Origin of the sequence: Burkholderia sp. 28_3, assembly GCF_003253915.1 — a bacterium.
In the GTDB taxonomy this organism is placed as follows: domain Bacteria; phylum Pseudomonadota; class Gammaproteobacteria; order Burkholderiales; family Burkholderiaceae; genus Burkholderia; species Burkholderia cenocepacia.
The window spans coordinates 111869-130936 of the sequence record NZ_QKZF01000010.1 but is presented as its reverse complement, the minus strand read 5'-3'; the positions used below and the strand labels follow the sequence as shown (position 1 = coordinate 130936).

Sequence of the window (19068 nt, the reverse complement as noted above, 5' to 3'; positions counted from 1 at the left end):
GCACCAAATATAGGATCACTGATTGAATTGGGACACGGCGAAAGGCGACGGGATGATGCCCGTCGCTTGCGACGCCGTGCGTGTCACTTCAGGAACACGTAGCGCGCGAAGTACGGGAAGCGGCCGACCGCATGCTCGGTTGTGCACGTCGCAGCCGGCGGCGTGCCGCCCGCCGTGTCGAGCCGCTGCACGAAGCGCACGCCGGCGAGCGTGCCGGTTGCGGCCGGCACCGCCGCGAGCAGCAGCTGCGGAACGCTGGCCGCGCTTGCGCTCGGCATTTCCGCGAGCTTCTTGCCGGTAATGCGGCTGCCGTCGAGCGCTTCCCACGACGGCCCCGCGCCGTGCCGCACGACGAGCGTGCCGCTTTCATCGAACAGCATCGCCTCCGGGCGCTTGAAGGCCCACGCGAGCCGGTGGTCGGCATCGTATTCGCACGCATAGATCTGCACGCCGGTCGCGGTGGTCGTCAGCACCGGCGTGGCCGGTGCCGGCGGCGCGAGGCCGGCGGCCTCGTCGGCGTGTGCGGGCGCGGTGAAAGCCGACAGGGAAAGACTGGCCGCAGAGGCCAGCAGCATGTCGCGTGTCAGGGAGCGGCTTGGCATGACGGGGCGTCCTTTCAAGTCGGGTGACGGTCGTACGGCGTCGATCCCGTCAACGTTAGACGCCCATCGCACAGGCTGCAATACGGAAATGACAATCGCGGCGATAGTCGCCGCGATTGCCGCAGGGCGCGCGCGATCAGCGGATCGCGACCGGATTGATGTTGACCTGCGTGGAGCCGACGTACAGCGGCTGGCCGAGCACGAAGAGGAATTCCCACGCCTTGTCGCGCACCAGCGCGCGGCTGTCGATCAGTTCCAGGTTGTAGATGCCGCGCTTCGCGAGCATGTACTGGTTGATCGGGAATTCGTCCCGCGTGTGCGGATTCGGATAGACCTCCGACGCCCACGTGTCGCCGCCGAACGCGACGATCCCCTGGTCGGCCAGCCATTTCGCGGCTTCCATGCCGATGCCGGGCTCGACCTCGAGGAACTGCTCGTCGTCCTTGCCGACCAACTCCAGCCAGCCGGTGTTGAACAGCACGACGTCGCCCTTGCGCAGCGTCAGCCTCTGCTTCTTCAGCACGGCCTGGATGTCGGCGACCGTGAATTCGGTGCCGCCCGGCACGATCGGCTTGCCGTAGTAGGCGGTCATGTCGAGCACGACGCCGCGCGTGACGATCGGCGGCACCTTCTCGACGCCGAGCTTCTTCACGCCGTCGACGGTCACGAAATCGGCCGCGCGGTTGCCGTTGTAGTACACGTTGTCGATGCCGATGTGGCCGATGCCGTTGAGCTGCGTGCCGACGCCGGTCCATGCGTTGACGAGTTCGTCGTTGAACGTGAACTTGTTCGGACCGAGGCTCTTGCCGGCCTGCTGGCCGACCTGCACGTTGTACAGCCGGAAGCTGCGGTGACGGAACGCCGGCAGGTTCTTGTCCACCGGCACGGCCAACGGATAGGCCTTGCCGACCTTCACGAGGCCGACCGCCTGCTTGACGACGTCGGGCGTCAGCAGGTTGGCCGCGCCGATTTCGTCGTTCGCGCCATAGACGGACGGATACCAGTCGGCCGCCGGAGCGGACGGGGCGGCGTGGGCCGCTTGCGCGGCCGCGAACGGCAGGATCGCGGCGAGCGCGAGCCGGGCGAGCGTTGTTTTCATTTCAGATTCCTGTAGCGTGTTACGCCGCGGCTTGCGCGAGCGTCGGATAGTCGGTCAGGCCGCGGGCGCCCCCGCCGAACAGCGTGTTGCGATCGTGCGGCGCGAGCGCGGCGCCGGTGCGCAGCCGCTCGGGCAGGTCGGGGTTCGCGACGAACGGGCGGCCGAAGGCGACGAGGTCGGCCCAGCCGGCGGCGATCGCTTCGCGGGCGCGCTCGGCGGTGTACGCGCCGGCATAGATCAGCACACCCGGGAACGCGGCGCGCAGTTGCTGCTTGAAGGCGACCGGCATCAGCGGCGCGTCGTCCCAGTCGGCTTCCGCGATGTGCAGGTAGCCGACGCCGAGTTCGCCGAGCAGCTTCGCGGCGGCGAGATAGGTGGTTTCCGGATCGTCATCGACGCAGCCGTTCAGCGTGGTCAGCGGCGCGAGGCGGATGCCGACGCGCGACGCATCGCCGGTGCCGTCGATCAGCGCCTGCGTGACTTCGCGCAGGAACCGCAGCCGGTTTTCCAGCGAGCCGCCGTACGCATCGGTGCGCGTGTTCGCGTTCGAGTCGATGAACTGGTTCACGAGGTAGCCGTTCGCGCCGTGCAGCTCGACGCCGTCGAAGCCCGCTTCGATCGCATGGCGGGCGGCGGCGCGGTACTGGTCGACGATCTCGCGGATCTCGTCGATCGACAGTGCGCGCGGCTCGGACGCCTGCACGAAGCCCGGCGTGCTGCCGTCTTCACCGGCGACGAACACGTTCACGCCCTTCGCCTGGAGCGGCGACGACGATACCGGTTGCTGGCCGCCGAGCAGGCTCGTGTGACTGAGCCGGCCGACGTGCCACAGCTGCGCGAAGATGCGGCCGTGCGCGGCATGCACGGCGTCCGTCACCTTGCGCCAGCCGGCGACCTGCGACGGCGTGTGAATGCCGGGCGTCCACGCGTAGCCCTTGCCGAGCGGCGCGATGTAGGTGCCTTCGCTGACGATCAGGCCCGCACTCGCGCGCTGCGCGTAGTACGCGGCCATCAGTTCGTTGGCTTCGTCGCCGGGCTGGCTGGCGCGCGAGCGCGTCATCGGCGGCATCACGATGCGGTTCGGCAGCGTCAGCGTACCGAATTGCAGCGGTTGGAACAGCGGGTCCTGGGTCATGATGGTGTCCTGTCGGTGCCGCGGCCTGCGGGCCGCGGGCGGGTCATATCGGATGAAGGCGCGGTGCGCTCAGTCCCACTTCGGCGCGAGGCCGGCCGGGTCGACTTCGCGGCCGTTGCGTTCGAGCGCGGCGATCTGCGCCATGTCTTCGTCGGTCAGGCGCAGCGTCTGCGCGAGCAGGTTGCTGGCGAGGTTCTCGCGCTTGGTCGACGACGGAATCACCGAGTAGCCGAGTTGCAGCGCCCACGCGAGCGCGACTTGCGCCGGCGTTGCGTCGTGACGCTGCGCGATCGCGCCGATCACCGGGTCGCCGAGCACCTTGCCGTACGCGAGCGTCATGTACGACGTCACGTGAATGCCTTCGGCGTTCAGGAACTCGACCAGCTTGCGGTTCTGCAGGTACGGGCTCAGCTCGATCTGGTTCGTCGCGATCGCATCCTTGCCGACGGCCGCGATCGCTTCCTTCGTCAGTGCGATGTTGAAGTTCGAGATGCCGATCTGGCGCGTGAGACCCTTCGCCTTCGCGTCCGCCAGCGCGGTCATGAACGCGTCGATCGACACGCCGTTGCCCGGGGCCGGCCAGTGGATCAGCGTCAGGTCGACGACGTCGGTGCGCAGCTTGCGCAGGCTGTCCTCGAGGCTGGCCGCCAGTTTCTCCGGCGCGTAGTTGTCGACCCAGATCTTCGTCGTGAGGAACAGGTCTTCGCGGCGTACGCCCGATGCGGCGATCGCTTCGCCGACTTCGGCTTCGTTGCCGTAGATCTGCGCGGTGTCGATCGCGCGGTAGCCGACGTCGAGGCCGTTGCGGACCGAGTCGATGACGACCTGGCCTTGCAGGCGGAAGGTACCGAGGCCGAATGCGGGAATCTTGCTCATCATGTGCTCCTGAAAGAGTTGGAACGATTGCGGTATGGAAGTCATTCTGGCGCTTGAGACTGATGAAATAAACGCCTTTAGAGGTCAAAAATATTTGATTTGAAATCAAATATTGATCGGCCATTCGCCTATCTGAAGGTGCTCGCCGGTCTTATGCGGCGAGCGTCCGTGGATTCGTTTTCGGATGGAACGCAGGCAGCACGTCCGATGCGATCTCGGCCATCGTCTCGTCGAGCGGCCGCTGGTTGCGGCGAAAATGCAGGCCGATGTGCTGCACGCCCGCATCGCGCATCGCCGCGAGTTCCTCCGTCAGCGCGATGCGCCCCGCGCGCGCGCCGAAGCGGTGCCGCTGCAGCGGTTCGTGCGGATCTTCCGCGAGGTCGAGATGGATGAAGCTCACGTACGGCTTGTCGCCCGCCACCGCACGCCAGTTCGCGGCGCGTTGCAGGTGGTCGGCCGGCGTGCCCGGATACGCGAGGCAGCCGTCCATGTGCTCGCCGATCCACGCGGGCGTCTGCTGGGCGAGGCCCGCGACGAGCAGCGGCACCGGCGAACGGGCCGCGGGCAGCATTTCCAGGCCGGGCGGCAGATGCCCGCGCGCGCCGTCGCGCAGCAGCGCGATCTGGTCGCGGAAGTTCGCGCCGCGCGACGCGAAGTCGCGGCCGAACAGCGGATATTCGACCGGCCGGTCGCCGCTCGCGACGCCGAGCAGCAGGCGCCCGCCGCTCAGCTCCTGGATCGTCGCGGCCGATTTCAGCGTCAGCAGCGGTTCGCGCAGCGGCAGCACGACGGCCGCGGTGCCGAGCAGGATGTCGTGCGTGATGCCGGCGAGGTAGCCGAGATACGAGAACGTTTCGAACACCTGTGCGGCGTCGCCGAACGACGGGTCGTACACCGGCACGTCGCGCACCCAGAGCGCGCGGAAGCCGAGCGTGTCGGCCAGTTGCGCGAGCTCCGCGTGGATGCCGAGGTCGGGCACGCCGGCGTGGCGGCCGTCATGCCGGCGTTTGGCGTTGCCGGACGGGGTCCAGTCGTTGTCGAGCGGCAGTTCGATGCCGATGCTGAAGCCGCCGGCGGCGAGCTTGTCGAGGGAGGTGGACATGATCGGGTTGCTCCGTTCAGACCGCGCGCAGGCTGCCGTCGAGGCGGTAGAAGTCGAGCGACGCCGCGGTGAAGAACGAGCGCGACGTGCCGGCGGCGAAGTCGTCGATATGCACGACGGTCGCGCGATCGGCTTCCTGCCACGAGATCGCGTAGGTCTCGCCGGCGATGCGTTGCCACGTGTATTCGACTTCGCCCTTCGCGCCCGCGTACGGGCCTTCGGTGATCGCGTAGCGCATGTGGCGGCCGTCCTCGTCGTACGCGTTGAGCGCGGTGAGGCCGTCGTAACGGACTTCGAAGGTCTTGCCGGCGAACGGCGGACGTTGGGTCGATGCGTTCATGCTGGGTAGCTCCTGCAAAAAAGTGACGTTCAATGGGCGAGTTCGACGGGTTCGGCCGTGCGTTCCGGCAGCCCGTGGCGGCGGTCGAGACGGCCGCTCAGCGCGGTGAGCGCAAAGGCGCCGAGCGTGACGACGGCGGCGATCCACGGCGTGTGGCCGAGGCCGACGTTCGCGACGATCAGGCCGCCGAGCGACGAGCCGCCGGCCACGCCGAGGTTGAAGGCGGCGATGTTGAAGCCCGATGCGACGTCGGTGGCGTCCGGCGCGAAGTGGCGCGCCTGCTTGACGACGTACACCTGCAGCCCCGGCACGTTGCCGAACGCCACGGCGCCCCACGCGAGCATCGTCAGCACCGCGAGCCATTTCACGTGGATCGTGAAGGTCAGCGCGAGCAGCACGATCGCGAGCAGCAGGAAGATCCGCTTGAGCGCCTTCACGGGGCCGACGGCGTCCGCGAGCTTGCCGCCCCACACGTTGCCGACCGCGACCGAGACGCCGTAGCCGACGAGCACGAGGCTGACCTGCGACGGCGTGAAGCCGGCGATTTGTTCGAGCAGCGGCGCCATATAGGTGAACGCGATCAGCGAGCCGCCGTAACCGACGGCCGTCATCGCATAGACGAGCAGCAGGCGCGGCTGGGCCAGCACGCGCAGCTGACGGGCGAGCGGCGCCGGCGGCGTCTGCGGCAACCCGCGCGGCACGAAGGCGACCGCACCGAGGAACGCGACCAGCCCGAACAGCGCGACGATCAGGAACGTCGCGCGCCAGCCGAAGTGCTGGCCGATGAAGGTGCCGAGCGGAATGCCGGCGACGAACGCGACGGTCATCCCGCTGAACATCGTCGCGATCGCGCTGGCGGCCTTGTCCTTCGGCACGAGCGTGGTCGCGATGATCGAGCCGACCGAGAAGAACACGCCGTGCGCGAGGCCGGTGAGGATGCGCGCGACGATCAGCGATTCGTAGCCGGGCGCCTGCCACGCGACGAGGTTGCCGACGGTGAAGAGCGCCATCAGCCCGGCGAGCAGCGCCTTGCGCGGCACGCGGCCGGTGAGCGCGGTGAGGAGCGGCGCGCCGATCGCGACGCTCAGCGCATACAGGCTGACGAGCAGGCCGGCGGACGGCAGGCTGACGCCGAGATCGGCGCCGATCGTCGGGATCAGCCCGACGATCACGAATTCGGTGGTGCCGATGGCAAAGGCGCTGATGGTCAGCGCGAGCAACGCGAGTGGCATGACGGGATCCGGGTTTCAGTAGGAATGGATCGCAGTGTGCCGGCTTTACTTTTGCTGAAAAACTGGTCTATAAACCAAATTGTTTTGATTTCAAGTCAACAATGAAAACCACCCTCGACGAACTCCAGGCCTTTACCGCCGTGGTCGACACCGGTTCGATCACGGCGGCCGCCCAGCAACTCGACCTCACCGTGTCGGCGACGAGCCGCACGCTCGCGCGGCTCGAGGAAAAGCTGAAGACCACGCTGCTGCGCCGGACCACGCGCCGGCTCGAACTGACCGAAGAGGGGCGCGCATTCCTGCAGGACGCGCGCGCGATCATCGAATCGGTCGAGAGTGCGGAAGAGCAGATGCTCGCGCGGCGCGAGATGCCGTCCGGACGCCTGCGCGTCGACGCCGCGACGCCGTTCATGCTGCACGTGATCGTGCCGCTCGTGCGCGGCTACCGCGAACGCTTCCCGAAGGTCGAACTGGAACTGAACAGCAACGAGGGCATCACCGACCTGCTGGAGCGGCGCACCGACGTCGCGATCCGGATCGGCCGGTTGAAGGATTCGACGCTGCACAGCCGGCGGATCGGCAACAGCCGGGTACGCATGCTCGCGAGCCCCGCGTACCTCGAAGCGCATGGCCAGCCGCGCAAGGTCGAGGATCTCGCGAAGCACACGCTGCTCGGCTTCACGCAGCCCGAATCGTTGAACGTATGGCCGATCCTCGGCGCGGACGGCGAAGCGTGCCGCATCGAGCCGGACGTGTATTCGTCGAGCGGCGAAACGCTGCGGCAGCTGGCGCTGGAGGGCACGGGCGTCGTCTGCCTGTCCGATTTCGTGACCGCGCGGGATCGCGAGGCGGGGCGGCTCGCGCAGGTACTCGCGCGCCAGACGCTCGACGTCCAGCAGCCGATTCACGCGGTGTACTACCGCAATACCGCGATTTCGTCGCGGATCGCGTCGTTCGTCGACTACCTGATCGAGGTGCTGGGCGGCGGCAGCGGCGGCGATGCGCCGGCGCGGCGCAAGGCCGCGTGGATGGTGCCGCAGTAGCGATACAGGGCAGGTGGGGCTGCCCGTCGGGAACGGGCGTGCCGCGCGGCGGCACGCCGTCGCGTGCGATTACGCCTCTTCGGCCCACGACATCCCGTCGCGCGCGAGCAGCGCCGACGAAGCCGCGGGCCCGAACGTGCCGGCCGTGTACAGGCGCGGCCGGTCGCCGAGCTGCTTCCAGCCGTCGAGGATCGGCTCGACCCACGACCACGCGGCTTCGAGTTCGTCGCGGCGCATGAAGTGCGTGAGGCGGCCGCGGATCACGTCGATCAGCAGCCGCTCGTACGCTTCCGCGCGCCGTTCCGGAATCGCCTGCTGCAGGTCGAGGTTCAGGCTCACCGGCACCATGTTCATCCCGCTGCCCGGCTCCTTCGCGAGCATCTGCAACTGGATCGACTCTTCCGGCTGGAGCCGGATCACGAGGCGGTTGCCGTAATTGCGCGGGCCGGTCGGGATGATCGAGAACGGCATGTCCGCGAACTCGATCACGATTTCCGACTGGCGGCGCTGCAGCCGCTTGCCGGTGCGCAGGAAGAACGGCACGTTCGCCCAGCGCCAGTTGTTGATGTGCGCGCGCAGCGCGACGAAGGTTTCCGCGCGGCTGTCCGCCGGCACGTTGTCCTCCTCGAGATAGCCCTTGACCGGCTGGCCGTCGACCGCGCCGGCCGTGTACTGGCCGCGCACCGTGTCGCGCGCGACGTCCGACAGCGACATCGGCCGCAGCGAGCGCAGCACCTTCAGCTTCTCGTCGCGTACCGCATCCGGGTCGAGCGACACGGGCGGCTCCATCGCGACGATGCACAGCAGTTGCAGCAGGTGGTTCTGCACCATGTCGCGCAGCGCGCCGGTATGGTCGTAGAAGCCCGCGCGGCTGCCGACGCCGACCGTCTCCGCCACCGTGATCTGCACGCTGCGGATGTTCGGCGCCTGCCACAGCGGCCCGAAGATCGGGTTGCCGAAGCGCAGCACCATCAGGTTCTGCACGGTTTCCTTGCCGAGATAGTGGTCGATCCGATAGATCTGCGATTCCTCGAAGTGCTTGCCGACCGCGTCGTTGATCGCCTTCGCGGACGCGAGATCGTGGCCCAGCGGCTTTTCGAGGACGACGCGCGAGTGCGCGTCGACGAGGTGCGCGGCCGACAGGTTGTCGCAGATCGTCGTGAACAGCTCCGGCGACGTCGACAGGTAGAACACGCGGACCGCCTCGCTCCGCGCCGCTTCGGCGAGCCGCCGGTAGTCGTCCGGCGCGTTCACGTCGATCAGCACGTACTTGAACAGGTCGAGGAAGCGGCTCCACGCGTCGGCGTCGAACGCCTTCTCGTCGATGAACGGGCGCGACTGCTCGTCCATGAACTTGCGATAACCGTCGATGCCCCAGTCGCGGCGGCCGACGGCGATGATGCGCGTCTCGGGCGGAAGATTGCAGTGCAGGTGCGCCATGTACAGCGCGGGCAACAGCTTGCGGGCGGCCAGGTCGCCGCCGCCGCCGAAGATGATCATGTCGACGGGCCGGTCGGCCGCGGTCTGGGAAGGCTGATTCGTCATGGGAGGTTCGCGGTTTGAAACGGTGAACGTGAAACGAACGTCGAGGGCATCGGGCGCCGGATGGCCGGCGCCGGTACGGCAAAACGCTAATAGTGCACCGTTTTGATGGATTGCGTATGCGTTCCCCCGGATGTAACAAGGCTTGCATTCCTGCCGATGGCTTGATTATGATTGAGCGCTCACTCATTAAAGGAATTGAACGTGGCCCGACCGCGTAGTCCCGACAAGCACGAAGCCATCCTCGCCGCGGCCGCGCGCGCGCTCGCCGAGGACGGCGCGAGCGCGACGACCGCGCGCATCGCGAAGCTCGCCGGCGTCGCGGAAGGCACGGTGTTCACCTATTTCGAGACCAAGGATGCGTTACTGAACGCGCTGTACCTGAGCCTGAAGGCCGACCTGCGCGACGCGATGATGACCGGGTTTCCGGAACACGCGCCGGCCGAGCAGGCCGTGCGGCATGCGTGGAACGGCTATGTGTCGTGGGGTGTCGCGAATCCGGACGGCCGGCGCGCGCTGCGGCAGTTGGGCGTGAGCGGCCGCATCGACGACGCGCATCGGGCGGCCGGCTCGGAAGGCTTCGGCGAGATCGGTGCGCTGCTGCGCGAGCAGGTCGCCGCGTCGGGCGCGCTGCACCGCGACGAAGCGCATGCGTTCTGCGCGGCGTTGTTTACGTCGATCGCGGAAACCGCGATGGAGTCGATCGCGCGCGATCCGGCGCGGGCCGATGCGTACCGGGAAGCCGGGTTTCGCGCGTTGTGGGCCGTGTTGCACGCGGTGTGAGTCGAGGTTCGTCGTCGTGGCGGCGCATGGTGCGACGACGGGTAGCGCGTTTCAAGCCGGGCGATGCACGTCGCGGATGATCGACACATCGCCCACATTAATGAGTGAGTAATCATTCATTTTCATCGTTTCATCATGCTCAAGGAGCGAAAAATGTCGAAAGTCTGGTTGGTAACGGGGGCCGCACGCGGCCTCGGGCGAGCGATCTCGGAAGCGGTGCTGGCGGCGGGCGACCGGCTGGTGGCCGGCGCGCGCGATCCGGCGCGACTGGCCGATCTGGCCGAACGGTATGGCGACCGGCTGCTGCCGGTCGAACTCGACGTCACCGACGAAGCGGCGGCCGCGCAGGCCGTCGCGACGGCACGCGCGGCGTTCGGCCGCATCGACGTGCTGGTGAACAACGCGGGCTACGGCCACACGGCGCCGTTCGAGCAGATGAGCGCCAACGCTTTCCGCGACCAGATCGAAACGAACCTGTTCGGCGTGATCAACCTTACGCGCGCGGTGCTGCCGACGATGCGCGCGCAGCGTGCGGGGCACATCTTCCAGGTGTCGTCGGTCGGCGGGCGCACGTCGACGCCCGGATTGTCCGCGTATCAGGCCGCCAAGTGGGCGGTCGGCGGGTTCAGCGACGTGCTCGCGAAGGAAGTCGCGCCGTTCGGCGTGCGTGTGTGCACGCTCGAACCGGGCGGGATGCGTACCGAATGGGCCGCACGGGCGAAGCGCGGCCTCGACGATCTGCTGCCCGACTATCAGCCGTCGGTCGGCAAGATTCTCGACCTGCTCGGCGCGTATGGCGGCCATGAAATCGGCGACCCCGCACGCATCGCGGCGCTGATCGTCGACCTGTCGCGCCGCGACGACGTGCCGCTGCGCCTGCTGCTCGGCGGCGATGCGCTGTTCGTCTGCGAGCAGGCGGAGCGGCAGCGCGCGGAAGAGGCGGCGCGGTGGCGGGACGCCACGTTGTCGACGCAGTTTCCGGACGCGAAGCTGCCGGATGGGCTCGATGCGTTGAAGGCGATCGAGTAACGGCGGGCGGCAGCACGGCGCGTGGCGTTCAGCGCGCGCCGTGCTGCCGTTGCGCGGCTTTCTCCCATGCCGCGCCGGCGGCGTCGATCGCTTCGAGGATCGGCGACGGGTTCCACGTGCCGGGCTTCCACACCGCGACGATCGAATGGACAAGGCTGCCGTGCCCGACCTCCGTGTCGATGCGCGTGACGGACGGCCAGCGCCCGGCGTCGAAATGCGTCGGCAGGAAGCCCCAGCCATGGCCGTGCTGAAGCAGGTGACGCACGGTTTCGAGTTCGTTCGCGTACACGAGCCGGTCCGAGACCTGCAGCAGTTGCGCGAACTGCGTGCCCAGCGAGCGGTGCATCACGACCTGCGGCTTCGCGGCGAGCGCGGGGACCGTGACCGGCGACCCGGTGGCCGGAAACAGGTCGGCCGACGCGTAAAAGCCGATCTCGATCGCGCCGACCGCCCGCCATTCGAGCTCGGCCGCGACGAACCGGTTGCGCGCGAGACTGATCGCGACCTGCGCGGCGCCGGACACGAGCGCCGCCTCGGCTTCGTCGCGCGACGCGCTCCAGGTACTGACGTCGATGCCCGACGCGGCGAGATCGTCGATCAGCGCATGCAGCAGCGTGCGCGGCACGAAGGGATCGTAGGCGATGCGGATCGCGTCGGCGATGCCGGACGGCACGCCTTTCGCCGCGGCGCCGAACGCCTGCGCCTGCCGCAGCAGCAGGCGCGCCTGGCGTTGCAGGCGCTCGCCCTCCGACGTCAGCGACAGCGACCGTCCGCTGCGCGCGAACAGCGCAAAGCCCAGTTCGATTTCGAAGAATTCCAGCAGCTCGCTGACGGTCGAGCGGTCCTTGCCGAGATGCGCGGCGGCCTTCGTGATGCTGCCGTGTTCGGCAATGCACGCGAACGCCTCGATCTGCGCGAGCGAGTAAGTCAGTGCGCCCATGATGTCCCTTCCGGCGGATGCGGGGGATTTTCCCACATGTGCCGTTTTGCCTCGTCGACGCGCGCACTCGATACTGGTTTCGAGGGCGCGATGCGGTAGCCGTCGCCGGCGCGATCGACCCGCGTATGCCGCGCGTCGGACGCCGGTGACGATGGCGCCGCCCCCTGAAACGTTCGGGCCGTGCGGCGGAAACTTTCTTGCGCAGGCGCGACCGGACATCGTCGACAAGGACACCCATGAAACCGAGGTTCGATCGTTCATTCGGCATCGCGCTCGCGGCGGCGGTCGTCGCGGGCAGCGCAGCGACGGCGTCGTTCGCGCAAGTCGCGTCGTCTGCCGCGGCGCCGGCCGCCGCGACGTGCGGCGGCGTCGCGCTCGCCACGTGCCCCGCGCCGTTCGACGCGACGCTGCCCGACCCGAAGCGGATGCTGACGTGGAGCCAGCCGGATCGCGTGATCGGCTTTCGCAACGACTATCGCAACTATCCGGGCGACGTGTTCCACCATCGCGCGGCCACGCCGTTGGTCGATGCCGCCCGCATGCTGACCGACGTGTCATACGAAGTGCACGGCAAGCGCTACACGCTGAAGGACTACCTGAAGCATCAGGACGTGGCCGGCCTGCTGGTGCTGAAGGACGGCAAGATCGCATACAAGTATCTGGGCGACGGCAACACCGATACGACGTTGTGGACGTCGCGCTCGGTCGGCAAGTCGGTCGTGTCGACGCTCGTCGGTGTCGCGTTGCGGGAAGGGAAGATCAAGTCGCTCGACGATCGCGTGACCGATTACGAGCCGGACCTGAAGGGCACCGCGTGGGACGGCGTGACGCTGAAGCAGTTGATCCAGCACACGTCCGGTGTCGCGTGGAACGAGAGCTACACGAATCCGGACTCCGATTTCGCGAAGCTCACGCAATGCGAGGCGCGGCCCGGCACGTACGCGTGCGTGCGCACGCTGGTCAAGGGGCTCGGTCGCGCGCATCCGCCCGGGCAGACCTGGTCGTACAGTTCCGGCGGTGCGTGGCTGCTCGGCGACGTGCTCGAGCGCGCGACCGGCATGTCGCTCGCCGCTTATCTCGAAAAGACGATCTGGAAGCCGTACGGGATGGCGAGCGACGGTGTGTGGCACGCGTATCGCGCAGGGCGGCACGACGTCGGCGCGCACGGTTTCAATGTGACGCTGGAAGACTGGGGACGCTTCGGCGAATTCGTGCTGGGTGGCGGCAAGCTGCCCGACGGCACGCGGATTTTGCCGGACGGCTGGCTCGACCAGGCGTCGGACTGGACGCAGGCGCGGCAGTCGGTGTCGGCCGGGCATCCCGACGGCATCTACGGCTACCAGTGGTGGAACAACGCGGTGCCGGTCGATGCGAAGGGCACGGACCCGACGCCCGCGGCGTCGTTGCGCGGTTCGCTGTGGGCGCTCGGCATCTTCGGTCAGGTCATCATGGTCAATCGCGCCGAGCATCTCGTGATCGTGCAATGGTCGACGTGGCCGAAGGCCGAGCCGTCGTTCGATACGCTGCCGCTCGAAGCGTCGGTGTTCTACAGCGCGATCGCGCGGGAACTGCGGGATTGAGCGTGCGTGCCGCGGCCATCCGGCCGCGGCGCATTTCCTGCCGCAACGCACGGAAGGCCGGACGCGTGTTCGCCGGCTTTCCGTAGCGACGAGGTCGCGCTCGCCGCGCTCGAGGCCGTCAGCGGCCCAGCGCGTAAAACTCCGCGTTGGGCCGCATGTTCGTCACGTTCGCGAGGCGGTTGGACATCCCGAAGAAGGCCGAGATCGCCGCGATGTCCCAGATGTCGTCTTCGGTGAAGCCGTGCGTCTTCAGCGCGTCGAAGTCCGGTTCGCCCACTTGATGCGCGGCCTGCGACACCTTCATCGCGAAGTCCAGCATCGCCTTCTGGCGCGCGGTGAGGTCGGCCTTGCGGTAGTTGGTGGCGACCTGGTCGGCGATCAGCGGGTTCTTCGCGCGAATGCGCAGGATCGCGCCGTGCGCGATCACGCAGTACTGACACTGGTTCGCGGCGCTGGTGGCCACGACGATCATCTCGCGTTCGGCCTTGCTGAGGTTGCCCGGCTTGTCCATCAGCGCGTCGTGGTACGCCATGAACGCGCGAAACTCGTCCGGGCGGTGCGCGAGGGTGAGGAACACGTTCGGGACGAAGCCCGATTTTTCCTGGACGGCCGCGATGCGTGCGCGAATGTCGCCGGGCAGGTCTTCGAGCGCCGGCACGGGAAAGCGGCTGACGGGGGCGTTGTCTGGAGCAATCATGAGGTCTCCTGGATAAAGTGGCACGAAGGGCGATCAGGCATTGACGTCGACGACGACGCGGCCGCGCACCTTGCCGTCGATCAGTTCCGCCGCCAGCGGAATGGCGTCGCTCAGGCCGACCTGATGGCCGATGGCGCCCAGCTTCTCGACGTCGAGATCGGACGCGAGCCGGCGCCAGGCTTCCAGCCGCTCGGCGCGCGGACACATCACGCTGTCGATCCCGACGAGCGTGACGCCGCGCAGGATGAACGGCGCGACGGTCGCGGGGAAGTCCATGCCGGCGGCGAGGCCGCAGGCCGTCACCACGCCGCGGTAGCGCGTGGTCGCGCACACGTTGGCGAGGACGTGGCTGCCGACCACGTCGACGGCGCCGGCCCAGCGCTCCTTGCCGAGCGGCTTGCCGGGTACGCTGAATGACGCGCGATCCAGAATCTCGGCCGCGCCGAGTTGCCGCAGATAGTCGGCATCGGCCGGGCGGCCCGTCACGGCGACGACCCGGTATCCGAGTCGCGCGAGAAGGGCCGTCGCGACGCTGCCCACGCCGCCGGCCGCGCCGGTCACGACGATCTCGCCGTCGTCCGGCCGCACGCCGTGCCGTTCCAGCGCCATCACGCACAGCATCGCGGTGTAGCCGGCCGTGCCGATGGCCATCGCCTGTTGCGGCGAAAACGCGGACGGCAACGGCACCAGCCAGTCGCCGTCGACCCGCGCCTTCTGCGCGAGGCCGCCCCAGTGCGTTTCGCCGACGCCCCAGCCGTTGAGCACGACCCGGTCGCCCGGACGGTGATCCGGGTGCGTGCTCGCTTCGACTTCGCCGACCAGGTCGATGCCCGGCACCATCGGGAACTTGCGCACGACCGGGCTCTTGCCGGTGATCGCCAGCCCGTCCTTGTAGTTCAGCGTCGAATAGCCCACGCGGATCGTCACGTTGCCGGCGGGCAACTGCGCGTCGTCCAGCGTGTGCAGCCTCACGTGCTGGCCGGTCTCGTCCTTGTCGATCACGATGCCCTGGAACATCCGTCCTCCTTTCTAGACCGATCGTCTAGTTAATGGTAAAAAAATTCAGCGTCGAGGCAATCCATTGAAGAAAAACTGCGCGAACAGCGCGAGCGGCTGGTCGCAGCGTTCGAGCTTCGCGCGCAGCACGGCGCCTTCCCAGCCGATCCAGAAGAATGCGGCCAGCTCGGCGGGGGCGGCGGCATCCGCCAGTTCGCCCGCCTGCTGCGCGTCGGCCAGGCATTCGGCGAGGCGGCGCTGCCAGTCTTCGAACGTCGCGCGCAGACGCGCGCGGAAGCTCTCGGGCAGCGTGCCCATTTCCTGGCCGAGGTTGCCGATCAGGCAGCCGCGGTGGTACGCATGGCGGGCCATGCCGTCGCGGGCGTCGTCGACGAACGCGCGCACGCGCGCCAGCGGCGAGCGTTCCAGCTGGCTGAAATGGCGGTCGAGCTTGCGGGCGAAGAACTCGGCGTAGCGGTCGATCAGTTCGAGGCCGAACGCTTCCTTGCTGTCGAAGTAGTGATAGAACGAGCCTTTCGGCACGCCGGCGCGCCCGAGGATCTCGTCGAGCCCGGTGGCCGAAAAGCCCTTTTCGGTGAGGATCTCGAGCCCGGTGCGCAGCAGCATGTCGCGCGTGGCGACGAGGTCGTCGTGCTGCTTGGGTGGCCGGCCGCGGCGGCGCGGCGGATCGATGCGCGTGTCCATGGCCGAATAATAGACCGTTCGTCTCAAAAATCAAGCGGAGGGCGAGCCGGCGTCCGGGCGGATCCGCGGACGCCGTAGCGGCGACGGGGTCAGCCCGTGTACCCGAGCTCGGCGCTGATCAGCGTGGCCTCGTGGCGCAGCGCCGTCGCGACCGGCCCGTCGATCGACGCGTCGAAGCCGCCCGTGGCGCCCAGCGCGGTGAGTGCGCCGCACATATGCCCGTTTGCGTCGAATAGCGCTGCCGACACCGCGCTGATGCCCTTCAGGTTCGTGTCGCGGACGCTGGCGAGGCCGGCCGCGCGGATCTCGCGCTGCAATTTGCCGACCGGATCGCGTCGGTCGAGCTGGGCGCGCAATTCGGCCGGCGCCGATGCAAGCTCTTCTTCCGCGAGTTTCCGCACGCGAGGTTCGTCGAGCAGCGCGAGGAACAGCCGGCCCGTCGCCGACCACAGCAACGACATGACGGAGCCCGCGCGCACGTTGACCGTCACCGGCAGGCCGGGCTCCTCGAACCGCATGATCGTCGGCCCGCGGTTGCCCATGATCGCGACGAAGCACGTCACTTCGAGGCGCTCGCGCAGGCGCACCAGCGACGGCTCGGCGAGTCGTATCGGGTCGGCCATCCGCATCGCGGCGAGCCCGATCGAGATGCATTGCGGTCCGAGCACGTACTGCTGCGTGCCGCGATCCTGCGTGACGAACGACGCTTCCATCAGGCTCGCCAGATATCTGTGCACTTTCGCGGGATTCTCGTCGAGCCGTGCCGCGAGCGCGGTCAGCGTCGCGCGGCCGCCCGATGCCGCGAGTTCCTTCAGCACGAGAAGGCCGGTCGACGCGGATTGAACGCGTTGCCTGCGGTCCCGCTCGGCGGGTGCGGTCTTTTTCGTTCCGGTGATTTTTTTCATACGGCGGATTCTAGCCCGACGGCCGCCGACGGCGGACCGCCAAGGTTTACCCCAGTCCTGCGATTACGCAATGCGTATTAGATTTACGCTAAATCATCGCACCGGAGTCAATCATGTCCGCCATCGAGCATCACGCGTCGTCGAAATGTCCGTTTCATCCCGCGCCGGCAGCGGCGACCGCGCCGAACGGGTGCCCGGTCAGCGCGGCCGCGGCCGCGTTCGATCCGTTCGACGACGGCTATCAGCAGGATCCGCCCGAATACGTCCGTTGGGCGCGCGAGCGGGAGCCGGTGTTTTACAGCCCGAAGCTGGGGTACTGGATCGTCACGCGCTACGACGACATCAAGGCCATCTTTCGCGACAACCTCACGTTCAGTCCGTCGATCGCGCTGGAGAAGATCACCCCGACGGGCGCCGAGGCGAACGCGGTGCTCGCGTCGTACGGCTTCGCGCTGAACCGCACGCTCGTCAACGAGGACGAGCCCGCGCACATGCCGCGTCGCCGTGCGCTGCTGGACCCGTTCACGCCCGAAGCGCTGAAGCATCACGAACCGATGGTGCGCCGGCTCGCGCGCGAATACGTGGACCGCTTCATCGACGACGGCCGCGCGGATCTGGTCGACCAGATGTTGTGGGAGGTGCCGCTTACCGTCGCGCTGCACTTTCTCGGCGTGCCGGAAGAGGACATGGACACGCTGCGCGAATACTCGATCGCCCATACGATCAACACGTGGGGCCGTCCGAAACCGGAGGAGCAGGTCGCTGTCGCGCATGCGGTCGGCAAGTTCTGGCAGTTCGCGGGCAAGGTGCTCGACAAGATGCGCGAGGATCCGTCCGGGCCGGGCTGGATGCAGTACGGGATTCGCAAGCAGAAGGCGCTGCCCGACGTGATCACCGATTCGTATCTGCACTCGATGATGATGGCGGGGATCGTCGCCGCGCACGAGACGACCGCGAACGCGACGGCCAATGCGATGAAGCTGCTGCTGCAGCATCCCGATGCGTGGCGCGACATCTGCGACGACCCGTCGCTGATCCCGAACGCGGTCGAGGAGTGCCTGCGCCACAACGGCTCGGTCGCCGCGTGGCGACGGCTCGCGACGAAGGACGTCACGATCGGCGGCGTCGCGGTGCCCGCCGGCTCGAAGCTGCTGATCGTCACGTCGTCCGCGAATCATGACGAAGCGCGCTTCGCGGATGCGGACCTGTTCGACATTCGCCGGGAGAATGCGAGCGATCAGCTCACGTTCGGCTACGGGTCGCATCAGTGCATGGGCAAGAATCTCGCGCGCATGGAGATGCAGATCTTCCTCGAGGAGTTCACGCGCCGTCTGCCGCACATGAAGCTGGCGGAACAGCGCTTCACGTATGTGCCGAACACGTCGTTCCGCGGCCCCGAGCACCTGTATGTCGAATGGGATCCGGCGGCGAATCCCGAGCGCCGCGACCCGTCGGCGCTGCGCGCGCGCACGGCGGTGCGCATCGGCGAGCCGTCGTCGCACGCGGTGAGTCGCGTGGTGAAGGTACAGCGCGTGTCGAGGTGCGCGGATCGCGTCGCGCAGGTCCGCCTCGTGTCCGGCGACGGTCGCATGCTGCCGCGCTGGACGCCCGGCGCGCATATCGACGTGATCTGTGGCGATACCGGCATCACGCGCCAGTATTCGCTGTGCGGCGACCCGGCCGAGCGCGACGCGTACGAGATCGCGGTGCTGCACGAAGCGCAGGGCCGCGGCGGATCGGCATGGGTGCATGCGAATCTGCGCGCCGGCGACGTGCTGAAGATCCGCGGGCCGCGTAATCACTTCCGTTTCGCGACCGACGCCGGCAAGGCGATCTTCGTCGCGGGCGGCATCGGCATTACGCCGATCAGCGCGATGGCGCGCGAAGCGAAGGTGCACGGCATCGACTACGAGATCCACTATAGCGGCGCACGACGCGCGTCGATGGCGCTGCTCGACGCGCTCACGGCGCTGCACGGCGAGCGTCTGCACGTCTACGTGTCGGACGAAGGTTCGCGCAACGACTTCCGCGCGCTGTTCGCCCAGCCGGCCGACGACACGCGCATCTACGCGTGCGGCCCCGCGCGGATGCTCGATGCGCTCGAAGCGAGTTGCGCGCACTGGCCGCGCGATGCGCTGCGTGTCGAGCATTTCGTGTCGACGCGTGCGGCCCTCGACCCATCGAAGGAGCGCCCGTTCGAAGTCGAACTGAAGGATTCCGGCATCACGCTGACGGTCGCGGCGAACCAGACGGTGCTCGACGCATTGCAGCACGCGAACATCGACGTGCAGAGCGACTGCCGCGAAGGGCTGTGCGGATCCTGCGAAGTGCGGGTGCTGGCCGGCCGCGTCGATCATCGCGACAGCGTGCTGACGCGCGCCGAACGCGACGCGAACGATCGCATGATGACCTGCTGTTCGCGCGCGTGCGGCGGCGAGCGGCTCGTGCTCGAACTCTGAATC

The 19068-nt window shown here is 68.0% G+C and carries 18 protein-coding genes; 5 read left to right on the top strand and 13 right to left on the bottom strand.

Annotated elements, in window-relative coordinates; genetic code table 11:
- Positions 1 to 83: 83 nt before the first annotated feature.
- From DFS13_RS21605 to DFS13_RS21575, 7 genes are all read right to left on the bottom strand, one after another.
- Positions 84 to 602, bottom strand: a complete 519-nt coding sequence (locus tag DFS13_RS21605) for a DUF3455 domain-containing protein (protein WP_043204452.1) — start codon at positions 600 to 602, stop codon at positions 84 to 86.
- Between the two features lie 136 nt (positions 603 to 738).
- Complete coding sequence (locus tag DFS13_RS21600; protein WP_111442107.1) at positions 739 to 1701, bottom strand: cyclase family protein; 963 nt, start codon at positions 1699 to 1701, stop codon at positions 739 to 741.
- 19 nt (positions 1702 to 1720) lie between these two features.
- Positions 1721 to 2836 (bottom strand): alkene reductase, encoded by a 1116-nt coding sequence (locus DFS13_RS21595; protein ID WP_111442106.1) that lies wholly within the window; start codon positions 2834 to 2836, stop codon positions 1721 to 1723.
- A gap of 69 nt (positions 2837 to 2905) precedes the next feature.
- The gene (dkgB, locus tag DFS13_RS21590; RefSeq protein ID WP_034178340.1) at positions 2906 to 3712 is read right to left on the bottom strand and encodes a 2,5-didehydrogluconate reductase DkgB; all 807 of its coding nucleotides are present in this window, start codon (positions 3710 to 3712) and stop codon (positions 2906 to 2908) included.
- A 151-nt stretch (positions 3713 to 3863) separates the two neighbouring features.
- Complete coding sequence (locus tag DFS13_RS21585) at positions 3864 to 4814, bottom strand: LLM class oxidoreductase (RefSeq protein WP_062885018.1); 951 nt, start codon at positions 4812 to 4814, stop codon at positions 3864 to 3866.
- 16 nt (positions 4815 to 4830) lie between these two features.
- Positions 4831 to 5154: a hypothetical protein gene (locus DFS13_RS21580; RefSeq protein WP_006482596.1), complete on the bottom strand. Its 324-nt coding sequence runs from the start codon at positions 5152 to 5154 to the stop codon at positions 4831 to 4833.
- Positions 5155 to 5183: 29 nt separating this feature from the next.
- A complete protein-coding gene (locus DFS13_RS21575) occupies positions 5184 to 6386 on the bottom strand; it encodes an MFS transporter (RefSeq protein ID WP_006482611.1) in 1203 nt (400 codons plus the stop codon).
- 101 nt (positions 6387 to 6487) lie between these two features.
- Between DFS13_RS21575 and DFS13_RS21570 the strand changes: the two genes are divergently transcribed.
- Complete coding sequence (locus DFS13_RS21570; RefSeq protein ID WP_006482606.1) at positions 6488 to 7429, top strand: LysR family transcriptional regulator; 942 nt, start codon at positions 6488 to 6490, stop codon at positions 7427 to 7429.
- Positions 7430 to 7498: 69 nt separating this feature from the next.
- Here DFS13_RS21570 and zwf read toward each other — a convergent pair whose 3' ends face one another.
- Positions 7499 to 8974: a glucose-6-phosphate dehydrogenase gene (zwf, locus tag DFS13_RS21565; protein WP_048987685.1), complete on the bottom strand. Its 1476-nt coding sequence runs from the start codon at positions 8972 to 8974 to the stop codon at positions 7499 to 7501.
- 201 nt (positions 8975 to 9175) lie between these two features.
- On the opposite strand from zwf, the gene DFS13_RS21560 reads away from it, so the two are divergent.
- Together DFS13_RS21560 and DFS13_RS21555 are read left to right on the top strand one after the other, a co-directional pair.
- On the top strand, positions 9176 to 9754 hold the full coding sequence (locus tag DFS13_RS21560) for a TetR/AcrR family transcriptional regulator (protein ID WP_105866598.1): 579 nt from the start codon (positions 9176 to 9178) through the stop codon (positions 9752 to 9754).
- A 153-nt stretch (positions 9755 to 9907) separates the two neighbouring features.
- On the top strand, positions 9908 to 10783 hold the full coding sequence (locus tag DFS13_RS21555; RefSeq protein ID WP_048987679.1) for an SDR family NAD(P)-dependent oxidoreductase: 876 nt from the start codon (positions 9908 to 9910) through the stop codon (positions 10781 to 10783).
- Between the two features lie 28 nt (positions 10784 to 10811).
- Here DFS13_RS21555 and DFS13_RS21550 read toward each other — a convergent pair whose 3' ends face one another.
- Positions 10812 to 11723: a LysR family transcriptional regulator gene (locus DFS13_RS21550; RefSeq protein WP_006482585.1), complete on the bottom strand. Its 912-nt coding sequence runs from the start codon at positions 11721 to 11723 to the stop codon at positions 10812 to 10814.
- Between the two features lie 236 nt (positions 11724 to 11959).
- On the opposite strand from DFS13_RS21550, the gene DFS13_RS21545 reads away from it, so the two are divergent.
- Positions 11960 to 13303, top strand: a complete 1344-nt coding sequence (locus tag DFS13_RS21545; RefSeq protein ID WP_111442105.1) for a serine hydrolase — start codon at positions 11960 to 11962, stop codon at positions 13301 to 13303.
- A 118-nt stretch (positions 13304 to 13421) separates the two neighbouring features.
- Here the strand turns inward: DFS13_RS21545 and DFS13_RS21540 are convergent, their stop codons facing one another.
- The 4 genes from DFS13_RS21540 to DFS13_RS21525 form a co-directional block, all read right to left on the bottom strand.
- Positions 13422 to 14000: a peroxidase-related enzyme gene (locus tag DFS13_RS21540; protein WP_111442104.1), complete on the bottom strand. Its 579-nt coding sequence runs from the start codon at positions 13998 to 14000 to the stop codon at positions 13422 to 13424.
- A gap of 33 nt (positions 14001 to 14033) precedes the next feature.
- Entirely contained in the window at positions 14034 to 15017 is a 984-nt protein-coding gene (locus tag DFS13_RS21535; RefSeq protein ID WP_111442103.1) for an MDR family oxidoreductase, read from the bottom strand.
- Positions 15018 to 15062: 45 nt separating this feature from the next.
- On the bottom strand, positions 15063 to 15701 hold the full coding sequence (locus tag DFS13_RS21530; protein ID WP_111442102.1) for a TetR/AcrR family transcriptional regulator: 639 nt from the start codon (positions 15699 to 15701) through the stop codon (positions 15063 to 15065).
- An 89-nt stretch (positions 15702 to 15790) separates the two neighbouring features.
- The gene (locus tag DFS13_RS21525) at positions 15791 to 16606 is read right to left on the bottom strand and encodes an IclR family transcriptional regulator (protein WP_048987674.1); all 816 of its coding nucleotides are present in this window, start codon (positions 16604 to 16606) and stop codon (positions 15791 to 15793) included.
- Positions 16607 to 16719: 113 nt separating this feature from the next.
- Here DFS13_RS21525 and DFS13_RS21520 point away from each other — a divergent pair, with 113 nt between their 5' ends.
- The gene (locus DFS13_RS21520) at positions 16720 to 19065 is read left to right on the top strand and encodes a cytochrome P450/oxidoreductase (protein WP_111442101.1); all 2346 of its coding nucleotides are present in this window, start codon (positions 16720 to 16722) and stop codon (positions 19063 to 19065) included.
- The last annotated feature ends 3 nt before the right edge of the window (positions 19066 to 19068 follow it).

Excerpts from the sequence above, each read along its gene's own strand:
- DFS13_RS21540 (WP_111442104.1), bottom strand. The coding sequence starts at position 14,000 with ATGATTGCTCCAGACAACGCCCCCGTCAGCCGCTTTCCCGTGCCGGCG.
- DFS13_RS21595 (WP_111442106.1), bottom strand. The coding sequence starts at position 2,836 with ATGACCCAGGACCCGCTGTTCCAACCGCTGCAATTCGGTACGCTGACG.
- DFS13_RS21600 (WP_111442107.1), bottom strand. The coding sequence starts at position 1,701 with ATGAAAACAACGCTCGCCCGGCTCGCGCTCGCCGCGATCCTGCCGTTC.
- DFS13_RS21550 (WP_006482585.1), bottom strand. The coding sequence starts at position 11,723 with ATGGGCGCACTGACTTACTCGCTCGCGCAGATCGAGGCGTTCGCGTGC.
- DFS13_RS21520 (WP_111442101.1), top strand. The coding sequence starts at position 16,720 with ATGTCCGCCATCGAGCATCACGCGTCGTCGAAATGTCCGTTTCATCCC.
- DFS13_RS21575 (WP_006482611.1), bottom strand. The coding sequence starts at position 6,386 with ATGCCACTCGCGTTGCTCGCGCTGACCATCAGCGCCTTTGCCATCGGC.
- DFS13_RS21535 (WP_111442103.1), bottom strand. The coding sequence starts at position 15,017 with ATGTTCCAGGGCATCGTGATCGACAAGGACGAGACCGGCCAGCACGTG.
- dkgB (WP_034178340.1), bottom strand. The coding sequence starts at position 3,712 with ATGAGCAAGATTCCCGCATTCGGCCTCGGTACCTTCCGCCTGCAAGGC.
- DFS13_RS21570 (WP_006482606.1), top strand. The coding sequence starts at position 6,488 with ATGAAAACCACCCTCGACGAACTCCAGGCCTTTACCGCCGTGGTCGAC.
- DFS13_RS21555 (WP_048987679.1), top strand. The coding sequence starts at position 9,908 with ATGTCGAAAGTCTGGTTGGTAACGGGGGCCGCACGCGGCCTCGGGCGA.
- DFS13_RS21530 (WP_111442102.1), bottom strand. The coding sequence starts at position 15,701 with ATGGACACGCGCATCGATCCGCCGCGCCGCCGCGGCCGGCCACCCAAG.
- DFS13_RS21585 (WP_062885018.1), bottom strand. The coding sequence starts at position 4,814 with ATGTCCACCTCCCTCGACAAGCTCGCCGCCGGCGGCTTCAGCATCGGC.
- DFS13_RS21580 (WP_006482596.1), bottom strand. The coding sequence starts at position 5,154 with ATGAACGCATCGACCCAACGTCCGCCGTTCGCCGGCAAGACCTTCGAA.
- DFS13_RS21525 (WP_048987674.1), bottom strand. The coding sequence starts at position 16,606 with ATGAAAAAAATCACCGGAACGAAAAAGACCGCACCCGCCGAGCGGGAC.
- DFS13_RS21605 (WP_043204452.1), bottom strand. The coding sequence starts at position 602 with ATGCCAAGCCGCTCCCTGACACGCGACATGCTGCTGGCCTCTGCGGCC.
- zwf (WP_048987685.1), bottom strand. The coding sequence starts at position 8,974 with ATGACGAATCAGCCTTCCCAGACCGCGGCCGACCGGCCCGTCGACATG.
- DFS13_RS21545 (WP_111442105.1), top strand. The coding sequence starts at position 11,960 with ATGAAACCGAGGTTCGATCGTTCATTCGGCATCGCGCTCGCGGCGGCG.